This is a genomic window from Phenylobacterium sp. (assembly GCF_036821595.1).
Lineage (GTDB): Bacteria > Pseudomonadota > Alphaproteobacteria > Caulobacterales > Caulobacteraceae > Phenylobacterium.
The window spans coordinates 1-8216 of record NZ_DAISJG010000085.1 but is presented as its reverse complement, the minus strand read 5'-3'; the positions used below and the strand labels follow the sequence as shown (position 1 = coordinate 8216).

Here is an 8216-nt window from a genome sequence, read left to right as displayed (position 1 = left end):
GCTCCCCCCGAGGGAGCGGAAGGGGCGGGTTCTACCCTTAAATAGGGTCTCAGGTCGATGGGCGAAGGACGTTTTGCCCTTTTATCGCACCTGCGAGGGCGACGCAGAGCGCGGCCGCGGCCAGCCACCACTCCTGCCAAACGCCGAAGTTCACCACCCAGAACAGCAGGTAGACCATGGCCGAGGCGGCCGCCGCGGCGGCGATCAGGTCAGGCTTGTCGCGGGTGAGCCGGCTGAGCGCCAGCCACCAGACCGCCGCGGCGAGGAGTGCGCCGACCGCGCCGAGCTCGAGCCAGACCTGCAGCGGACCGTTGTGGGGGTGAAGCACGATGCCGGGGCTGAACTCGCGGCTGGCCTCCAGGCCCCAGCCGCGCAGGGGATGGTCGCCGATCCAGTCGGCCGCGTGACTCCAGTACCCCAGCCGCATGGTCCAGGAGAGCGGCAGGTCCGGCGCGATCGACAGCGCCTGCGCCGCGGCCCGGCCGGCCAGGACCACCGCCGGCATGACGATGACCAGCACCGCCGCCAGGCTGCCCAGCGCCCGGGGCGCATCGGCCGGCCAGCGCAGCACCGCCAGGCCCACCACGGCGGCCAGGGCCACGGCGATGGCGGGGGCGTCGGCGTTGAAGGCGATGGCGCCGACCACCGTTCCCGCCGCCATCGGGGCGGCGAGCCAGCCCGCGCCCCCCGCCCGAAGGGCGCCGACCGCCGCCAGCGGCCACAGCAGCGCCAGGACGAAGGTCGCCCGGCCGAGGTTGCGGCCGGCCAGGTCGGGCCGGATCGGCTCCACGAAGCGGCCGTGAAGGGCCTGGTACACCGCCCCGCCGGTGAAGGCTTCGAAGATCAGCATCAGGCCGAGGCCGGCGAGCCCCCACGCCAGAATCTGCAGGGCGAGGTTGCGCAGCCGCGGGCTGGCGCGACGGGCGCCCTGGATCGCGCTCCAGTAGAGGGGGAGCTGCAGGGCGAGCTTCAGCGCGGTGGAGTCTTCGGGGTTTTTCGGCGTGTGCGGGCTCCAGGTCGTGGAGGCCGCCGCCCAGGCCACGACGGCCAGCAGCACGACGAGCACCGGCCGGTCCTCCCGGGTCGGGCGAAGGGCGGGCAGAGTGAGCAGGCCCGCGAGCGCCAACAAGGGCGCGAAGCCCAGCTGGGCCAGCCAGGCCAGCAGCGGGGTGAGCAAGGCCACGCCGACCAGCACCCAGCCGCACCACCTCTCCAGCCCGCCCCCCTCGCCCGCCGCCGGCGTCCGGGGGCTCCGTGCGGAGCCCCGAAGCCGGATCATGCGGCCTGGCCCAGGCCCGGCGGCACGTGCTTCTCGCGCAGGGTGACCAGTTCCTCGGCCAGGGTCGGGTGGACGGCGCAGGTGGCGTCCCACTGGGCCTTGGTGGAGCCCATCTTCATGGCGATGGCGGCCATCTGGATCATTTCGGGGCCGTCGGGGCCCACCACGTGGCAGCCCACCACCCGGTCGGTGGCGGCGTCCACCACCAGCTTCATCAGGCACCGCTCGTCGCCGCCGGTGAAGGCGTACTTCATGGGCCGGAAGCGGGTCAGGTAGATGTCCACCTTGCCGTACTTGTGCCGGGCGTCGGCCTCCGACAGCCCCACCGAGCCGATCGGCGGCTGCGAGAAGACGGCGGAGGCCACCATCTCGTGGTCGAAGGTCGTGGGCCGGCCGTAGAATTCGGTGTCGGCGAAGGCGTGGCCCTCGCGGATCGCCACCGGCGTGAGGTTGATCCGGTCAGTGACGTCGCCCACGGCCCAGATCGAATCCACATTGGTCTTCGAGTACTCGTCGACCACCACGGCGCCGTTCTCTGAGAGCTTCACGCCGGCGTTCTCGAGACCCAGCCCCTGGGTGTAGGGCTCGCGGCCCAGGGCGAACATGACCACCTCGCTCTCGCAGTGGTGGCCGCTGATGAAGTGGCTGACGAAGCGGCCTTCGCCCAGCTTCTCGATGGACTTGTGCTGGGTGCCGAGGAGCACCTTGATCCCGCGCTTCTCCATCTCCTCGGCCACGTGCGCGCGGACGTCGTCGTCGAAGCCGCGCAGCAGGTTCGGCCCGCGGTGGACGATGGTGGTGTCCACGCCCAGTCCGTTGAAGATGCCGGCGAACTCGATGGCGATGTAGCCGCCGCCGGCGATGACGATGCTCTTCGGCAGGGTCGGCAGGTGGAAGGCCTCGTTGGAGGTGATCGCGTGCTCCACCCCCGTCAGTTCCTTCGGCATCCAGGGGCGGCCGCCGGTGGCGATCAGGATGCGCTCGGCCGTGACCCGGCCCTTCTCGGCGCTCTCGACGGTGTGGGGGTCGACGACGGTGACCCGGCTGTGGACCAGTTCGGCGCCGGCGTTCTGGAGGTTGCGGACATAGATGCCGGAGAGCCGGGCGATCTCCTTGTCCTTTTCGGCGATGAACGCCGGCCAGTCGAAGCGCGCGCCCTCCACCGTCCAGCCGTAGCCCTCGGCCGTCTTGAAGTGATGGGCGAACTCCGAGGCGTAGACCATGAACTTCTTGGGCACACAGCCGCGGATCACGCAGGTGCCGCCCACCCGGTGTTCCTCGGCCACGGCCACCTTGGCGCCGGACAGCGCGGCCAGGCGGGCGGCGCGCACGCCGCCGGATCCGGCCCCGATCACAAAGAGGTCGTAGTCGTACTTCGCCAAGACGCACTCCTTCTCAGGGCTCCAGGCCCTCTTACGGCTCCAGGGTCGTCACGCCGTCCGGCGCGCCGATCAGGGCCTGTTCGGCCAGGTCGAGGAACAGGCCGTGGTCGACGACCCCGGTGATGCTCTTCAGCGCCGCGGCGAGCGACGCCGGCTCCTCGATCCGCCCGCAGGCCGCGTCATAGATAAGGTTGCCGCCGTCGGTTCTCACGGGCTGGCCGTCCTTCGCCCGCAGGCGCGGCGCCATGCCGATCTCGAACTCGGCCAGGACGTCGCAGATCCGCGCGGCGATCGTCTTGTGGCCGAACGCCACCACCTCGATCGGCAGCGGATAGCGGCCCAGGGTCTTCACCACCTTGCCGGCGTCGGCGATGACCACGCAGCGCCGGGACGCCTCCCACACCAGCTTCTCCCGCAGCAGGGCCGCGCCGCCGCCCTTGATGAGCGCCAGGCCCGGGCCGACCTCGTCGGCGCCGTCGACGGTGAGGTCGATCTCGCGGGTCTCGCCGAGCTGGGCGACCTTCAGCCCGACGCTCGTCGCCAGCTCCTCCGTGGCCAGGGAGGTGGCCACGCAGGTGACGTCCAGCCCGCGCTCGCCGAGGGCGCGGACGAACCAGGCGGCGGTGGAGCCGGTGCCCAGGCCCACCACCATCCCGCTCTCGACCAGGGCCGCAGCCGCCGCGCCGGCCGCCTTCTTCTGTGCGTCCGCCTCGCTCATGCCTTCCCCTTCGCAGCCTTTTCCGCCGCCTTGCGGGTGCGGAACTCCGCGGCCCAGCCCGGACGGTTGGTCTGGCCGCCGCGTTCCAGGGCCAGGGCGTCGCCGGGCACGTCCTGGGTGATCACCGAGCCCGAACCGGTCATGCCGCCCGGACCCACGCTCACCGGCGCCACGAGCGCGGTGTTGGAGCCGATGAAGGCGCCCTCGCCCACATGGGTCTCGTATTTGAAGAAGCCGTCGTAGTTGCAGAAGATCGTGCCCGCGCCGATGTTCGCGCCGGCGCCCACCGAGCCGTCGCCCAGGTAGCTCAGGTGGTTGGCCTTGGCGCCCTTGCCGACCTTGACGTTCTTCACCTCGACGAAGTTGCCGATGTGGGCGTCCGCGCCGATGTCGGCCCCGGGTCGCAGCCGCGCGTAGGGGCCGATCAGAGCGCCCGCACGGACCACGCAGCCCTCCAGGTGGCTGAAGGCGCGGATCACCGCGCCCTCCTCCACGGTGACGCCGGGCGCGAACACCACGAACGGCTCGACCACGGCGCCCGGGGCCAGATGGGTGTCCCAGGAGAAGTGGACGGTCTCCGGCGCGAGCATGGTCACGCCCTCGGCCAGGAAGTGGGTCCGCTGGCGCTGCTGGAAGATCGCCTCGGCCTGGGCGAGCTGGGCCGGGGTGTCGCAGCCCATCACCGCCGATTCGGGGGCGGAGTGGCCGCGCACCAGGGCGTGCTCCTGGACCGCGACGCCGACGATGTCGGTCAGGTAGTACTCGCCCTTGGCGTTGGCGTTGCCGACCTTCGACAGCCAGCCGAACAGGCGCGCGCGGTCGGCGGCCATCATGCCGGCGTTGCAGCAGCGGACGGCCCTCTCCTCGGGCGTGGCGTCGCGCGCCTCGACGATGCGCATCACATGGCCGTCGGCGCCCTTGATCACCCGGCCATAGAGCAGCGGGTCCGCCGGCTCGAAGGTCAGCATGGCGAGGTCGACGCCGTTGGCGCGCAGGCCGAACAGCGGCTCCAGGTCCTGGGCGGTGAGCAGGGGCGCGTCGGCGTAGGTGATCAGCACGTCGCCGTCGAAGCCGGCGAGGTTGTCCCTCGCCGCCAGCACGGCGTGGGCGGTGCCGAGCGGCTCGGTCTGGACGGCGACGGCGTCGGCGCCCAGCCGCTTCTCCACCAGGGCGCGCACCGCGGGGCTGTGGGTCCCGACCACCACCACCACGCGCTCGCAGCCGGCCGCCTGGACGGTGTCTATCATCCGGTCCAGGTGGCTGCGGCCGCCGACCTTGTGCAGCACCTTGGGGATCGGCGACTTCATGCGCGTGCCCTGCCCAGCGGCGAGGATCACGGCGGCGCGGGCGGTCATCTGCGGGCGTCTCCCAGTCCGAGTCACGGCCTTCCTGCGGCGAGCCTTAGCAAGCCTTGTGGCCAGGCGCGAGAAGCGGCTAGCGTCCGCCGCCGTTCCCGGGAGCGCCTGCGTTTGACCGACAACCTCTCTCCGCTCGAAGGCGCCGTGGTGGCCTTCGACCTCGACGGCACGCTGGTCGACACCGCCCCGGACCTGATCGGGACGCTGAACCTGCTGCTCGAGGAGGAGGGCGTCCGGCCGCTGCCCATAGCCGAGGCCCGGCCGTTCATCGGCCGCGGCGCGCGCTGGCTGATCGAGCGTGGCTTCCAGGCGGCCGAGGCGCCCCTGCCGCCCGAGCGCGCGCCCGAGCTCTTCGAGCGGTTCGTCCTGCGCTACCACGCCCGCATCGCCGACGAGAGCCGGCCCTATCCCGGCGTGGTGCAGGCGCTGGAGACGATGAAGGCCGCCGGCGCCCGGCTCTGTGTCTGCACCAACAAGCTCACCGGCCTTTCGGTCTCCCTGCTCGACGCGCTGGACCTCTCGCGGCTGTTCGAAGCCGTCACCGGGGCCGACGCGGCGCCCGCGCCCAAGCCCGACCCGCGCCACCTCGAGGCCGCCGTGGCCGCCGCCGGCGGACGCCTGGACCGAGCCGTCCTGGTGGGCGACGCGGCCACCGACGCCGGCGCCGCGCGGGCGGCGGGGACGGGCCTGATCCTGGTCAGCTTCGGCTACACCGAGGTGCCGGTGAGCGAACTCGCCCCGGACGTGCTCATCGATCACTTCGACGAACTCCCGGCGGCCTGCGCGAAGCTCCTTGGCGCTTGCGGCCCGTAAGGGCTCACGCTATACGCCCCCTCCTTCCGGCGGATGCGTAGCTCAGCGGGAGAGCACCTCGTTCACACCGAGGGGGTCACAGGTTCAATCCCTGTCGCATCCACCATTTCCTCCGCCTCGTTGACACCGCCTTCCGGCCGCTGCAATCGCGCAGCCGGACGCCAGGGAGGCCGGTCTTGCACAACATCAACTTCAGCCAGCTGAGCACCGAGCAGGTGCTGGCCATGGCCGACGGGCTGCTGCGGGCCGGACGCTACGGGACGGCGGCGCAGCTCTATGCGCTCGCCATGCGGCCGATGGCCCAGCCGCCGGGCGAACTGCGCACCCGCCACGGCCTCGCGGCCAACCCGGTTCCGGAGGCGACCACCCTGTTCGCCGTGGCCGAGGAGCTGGAGAAGGCCGGACGGCCGGTGTTCGTGGGTTCCGGCCTGGCCACCTGGAACAAGCGGCTGCCGTTCTTCGAGGATCCCCGGTTCGTGGAGCTCGCCGACCGTCACGCCAAGCTCCTGCCGATGTCGAACTGGCACTGGAACCTGCAGACGGCGCTATGGGCGGTGCAGGAGACGAAGGATGTCGAAGGCGACCTCGTCGAACTTGGCGTCTTCAAGGGCCACACGACACTGTTCGTGGCCGAGTACGTGGAGTTCGCGGCCTGGCCGAAGACCTGGCGGCTCTACGACACCTTCGACGGCATACCCGACGATCAGCTCGATCCCGGTTGGGAGCAGGCGAACCGCGAGGCCTACAAGGGCACCTTCTCCTACGAGGAGGTCGCCGAACGGTTCGCGCCATTCCCGAATATCCGGGTGATCAAGGGGCGCGTGCCGGAAGTCCTTACCGACGATGCGCCGGAGCGGATCTCGTTCCTGCACATGGACCTCAACAACGCCACGGCGGAGGTGCAGGCGCTGGACGCGCTGTACGAGCGGATCTCGCCGGGCGGGATCATCCTGTTCGACGACTACTGCTGGGCGACCGCCCACGCCCAACATGACGCCGAGAAGGCCTGGTTCGCCGCCCGCGGCCGTCAGGTTCTGCCGCTGCCCACCGGCCAGGGGCTGTACGTGAAGCGCTAGGGACGGCGGTCCCGCGCAGGCGAGGATGATCCGGCTGCGGCGTAATCGACCTGCGACCTTCCGCGCGTAGTTCCCGGCCCGTGGCCGGCTAGCTTCGCCGAGACAAGTTCGCGGGGAGTCCACAACATGGCCATCTACAAGTACGACGGCGCGCTGGCGCTCGTCAGCGCGGCGCCGCGCACCGGGTTCTACACCACGGCGAAGGCCGAGACCTTCACGGGGACCAGTGTGGCCGAGGAATTCTGGGGCGGCGACGGCGACCGCCTGATCGGCGGCGCGGGCGACGACACCTACTACCTGCAGGGCTTCGGCATCGAGATCGTGGAACTCGCGGGCGGCGGGATCGACACCGTCGCGGGCTGGCAGAGCATCGACCTCTCCCGCCTGCCGGAGGTGGAGAACGTCCGGGTGGCGAACAACGGCCTCTATGCGGCCGGCAACGCCAAGGACAACATCGTCGAGGGCGGGGTCGAGAGCCAGCAGCTCTACGGAGGCGCGGGACAGGACGTGCTGATCGGCGGAGCCGGCGCCGACGTCTTCATCGTCTACAAGGGGGAAGGCAACGACGTCATCCAGGACTTCAGCGCCGCCGAGGACGTGCTGCGCCTGAAGGCCGGGTTCACGACCTTCGCCCAGGTGCAGGCCAACCTCACCCAGGTCGGCGCGGACGTGAAGCTGGACCTCGGCGACGGCGACGGCCTGATGTTCCGCAACCTCACCGTCGACCAGCTCAAGGCGACGAACTTCCAGCTCGAGCTCGACCTCGCCCGGCTGGGCGCCCAGACCTTCGCCGACGAGTTCACCGGCGCGCTGTCGCTGTGGGACAAGGAGAGCAACCCCGCCGGCGTCTGGCGGCCGGACTACGGCTACCAGGGCTCGCAAGGGGTGGGCAGCTACACGCTCGTCTCCAACGACGAGAAGCAGATCTACACCTCGCCCTATTTCCGCGACCACGCCGGGGACTTCGCCGAGAGCCCGTTCGTCTCCAACGCCGACGGAACGCTTTCCATCTGGGCCCGACCTTCGACCAACGGCGAGATCTTCGGCTACGGCTACACCTCGGGCCTGATCACCACCAAGCCGAGCTTCGCCCAGACCTACGGCTACTTCGAAATGCGCGTGGACCTGCCGTCGGGGGCCGGCGCCTGGCCGGCCTTCTGGCTGCTGCCGGCCGACGGCTCGTGGCCGCCGGAGCTGGACGTCATGGAGGTGCTGGGCCACGACCCGAACGCCACCTGGACCACGGCGCACTCCAACGCCACCGGAGGCCACACGTCGAAGGGCGTCGCCTCCTACACGCCCGGCGGCTCGGAGGGCTTCCATACCTTCGGGGTGCTTTGGACCAAGGCCGAGCTCGTCTGGTACGTGGACGGGGTGCAGGTGTTCAGCCAGGCGACCCCGGCCGACATGCACAAGCCGATGTTCATGCTGGCCAACCTGGCGCTCGGCGGCTGGGCGGGCGCGGTGGACCGCGGCGCCCTGCCCGCCGAGATGCGGATCGACTACATCCGCGCCTATGCGCTGGGCGACGCGGCCGACCCGCGCGGCCCCGCCTTCGCCACCGAACGGCTGGCGGCCGGCGCCTCGGAG

Annotated in this window: 7 protein-coding genes and 1 tRNA gene; 4 read left to right on the top strand and 4 right to left on the bottom strand. The window is 71.0% G+C overall.

Going from position 1 to position 8216, the window contains the following annotated elements:
* Positions 1-49 precede the first annotated feature (49 nt).
* Genes V7Z97_RS18285 through glmU form a run of 4 tightly spaced genes read right to left on the bottom strand, consistent with a single transcriptional unit; the run spans position 50 to position 4761 of the window.
* Positions 50-1279, bottom strand: a complete 1230-nt coding sequence (locus V7Z97_RS18285) for an O-antigen ligase family protein (protein WP_334164874.1) — start codon at positions 1277-1279, stop codon at positions 50-52.
* Positions 1276-2661, bottom strand: coding sequence for a glutathione-disulfide reductase (gor, locus tag V7Z97_RS18280; protein WP_334164873.1), 1386 nt, complete (start codon positions 2659-2661; stop codon positions 1276-1278). The genes V7Z97_RS18285 and gor overlap by 4 nt, the downstream gene beginning before the upstream one ends.
* Positions 2662-2692: 31 nt before the next feature.
* Positions 2693-3379 carry a ribose-5-phosphate isomerase RpiA gene (gene rpiA, locus V7Z97_RS18275; RefSeq protein WP_334164872.1) on the bottom strand — a complete coding sequence of 229 codons (687 nt, stop codon included), beginning with the start codon at positions 3377-3379 and terminating at the stop codon, positions 2693-2695.
* Complete coding sequence (glmU, locus tag V7Z97_RS18270) at positions 3376-4761, bottom strand: bifunctional UDP-N-acetylglucosamine diphosphorylase/glucosamine-1-phosphate N-acetyltransferase GlmU (RefSeq protein WP_334164871.1); 1386 nt, start codon at positions 4759-4761, stop codon at positions 3376-3378. Before glmU ends, rpiA begins: the two co-directional genes overlap by 4 nt.
* An 87-nt stretch (positions 4762-4848) precedes the next feature.
* Here glmU and V7Z97_RS18265 point away from each other — a divergent pair, with 87 nt between their 5' ends.
* From V7Z97_RS18265 to V7Z97_RS18250, 4 genes are all read left to right on the top strand, one after another.
* Positions 4849-5550 (top strand): HAD-IA family hydrolase, encoded by a 702-nt coding sequence (locus V7Z97_RS18265; RefSeq protein WP_334164870.1) that lies wholly within the window; start codon positions 4849-4851, stop codon positions 5548-5550.
* A 31-nt stretch (positions 5551-5581) separates the two neighbouring features.
* Positions 5582-5656: transfer RNA gene (locus tag V7Z97_RS18260), tRNA-Val, on the top strand.
* 70 nt (positions 5657-5726) lie between these two features.
* Complete coding sequence (locus V7Z97_RS18255) at positions 5727-6626, top strand: TylF/MycF/NovP-related O-methyltransferase (protein ID WP_334164869.1); 900 nt, start codon at positions 5727-5729, stop codon at positions 6624-6626.
* Positions 6627-6752: 126 nt separating this feature from the next.
* Positions 6753-8216, top strand: a 1464-nt coding sequence (locus V7Z97_RS18250) for a family 16 glycosylhydrolase (protein ID WP_334164868.1), incomplete at its 3' end; no start/stop codon positions are given.

Excerpts from the sequence above, each read along its gene's own strand:
- V7Z97_RS18285 (WP_334164874.1), bottom strand. The coding sequence starts at position 1,279 with ATGATCCGGCTTCGGGGCTCCGCACGGAGCCCCCGGACGCCGGCGGCG.
- rpiA (WP_334164872.1), bottom strand. The coding sequence starts at position 3,379 with ATGAGCGAGGCGGACGCACAGAAGAAGGCGGCCGGCGCGGCGGCTGCG.